This is a genomic window from Pseudomonas sp. P5_A2_2, assembly GCF_054177685.1.
The window spans coordinates 1-1,121 of the sequence record NZ_JBGCUL010001275.1; the positions used below are offsets into that span (position 1 = coordinate 1).

The window sequence follows — 1,121 nt, forward strand, 5'->3', positions numbered from 1 at the left end:
ATGTACATGGTCACCACCGCTGCCAGAATCAGCAGCAAGGTGCTCGACAACGACGCCTGGAAAGCCTCGGCCGCGCCCTGGAACCGGGTCTGCACGCCAATCGGCATGCCGATGTCCTTCTGCACCTGCTCGATGATCTGCACCGCATGCCCCAACGCCACGCCCGGCGCGAGGTTGAAGGACATCATCACCGCCGGGAACTGGCCGATGTGGGTGATCACCAGTTGCGCCTGACGCTCCTCGATATGCGCCAGGCTGGACAGGCGTACCTGACCGCCATTGGTGGTCTTGACGTGAATCTGGTTCAACGCATCCGGGCCGATCTTCTCGCCGGACTGCGATTGCAGCACCACGCGGTACTGGCTCGCCTGGGTATAAATCGTGGAGATCTGCCGCTGACCGAAGGCGTCGTACAGCGCATCGGTGATGTTCGACACCGACACCCCGACCCGCGACGCCGCATCGCGGTCGATCACCAGATAGACCTGCAGGCCCTTGTCCTGCAAATCGCTGGCGACGTCGGTCAATTCCGGGCGGTCGGCCAGGGCTTCGACCAGGCGCCCGCTCCACAGGCTCAGCAGCTCCGAGTCCGGTGACGACATGCTGAACTGGTACTGCGTGCGGCTGACCCGGTCCTCGATGGTCAGGTCCTGCACCGGCTGCATGAACAGGCGGATGCCGACCAGCTTGTCCAGCTCCGGTTGCAGGCGGGCAATCACTTGCGTTGCACTCAGGTCACGGTCGTGGTGCGACTTGAGGTTGATCAGCAAACGACCGCTGTTGAGGGTCGAGTTGTCACCGTCCACACCGATGTAGGAGGACAGGCTCTCGACGGCCGGGTCGGCCAGAATGACCTTGGCCAGCTCCTGCTGACGCTCGCTCATGGCGGCGAAGGAAATCGATTGCGGCGCTTCGGAAATCCCCTGAATGACGCCGGTGTCCTGCACCGGGAAGAAGCCCTTGGGCACCACCATGTACAGGAATACCGTCAGCGCCAAAGTGCCAATGGCCACCATCAAGGTCAGCGGCTGGTGTTTGAGCACCCACTGCAACTTGCGTCCGTAGGCGGCAATCATCCAGTCGATGAACGCGCCACTGGCACGGTAGAAGCGGCCCTGCTC

1 protein-coding gene is annotated in these 1,121 nt (G+C 62.7%); it reads right to left on the bottom strand.

The genetic code is table 11. The features are described from left to right. A partial coding sequence (locus ACXRVY_RS30760) for an efflux RND transporter permease subunit (RefSeq protein WP_458239175.1) occupies nucleotides 1-1,121 on the bottom strand: 1,121 nt, incomplete at both ends.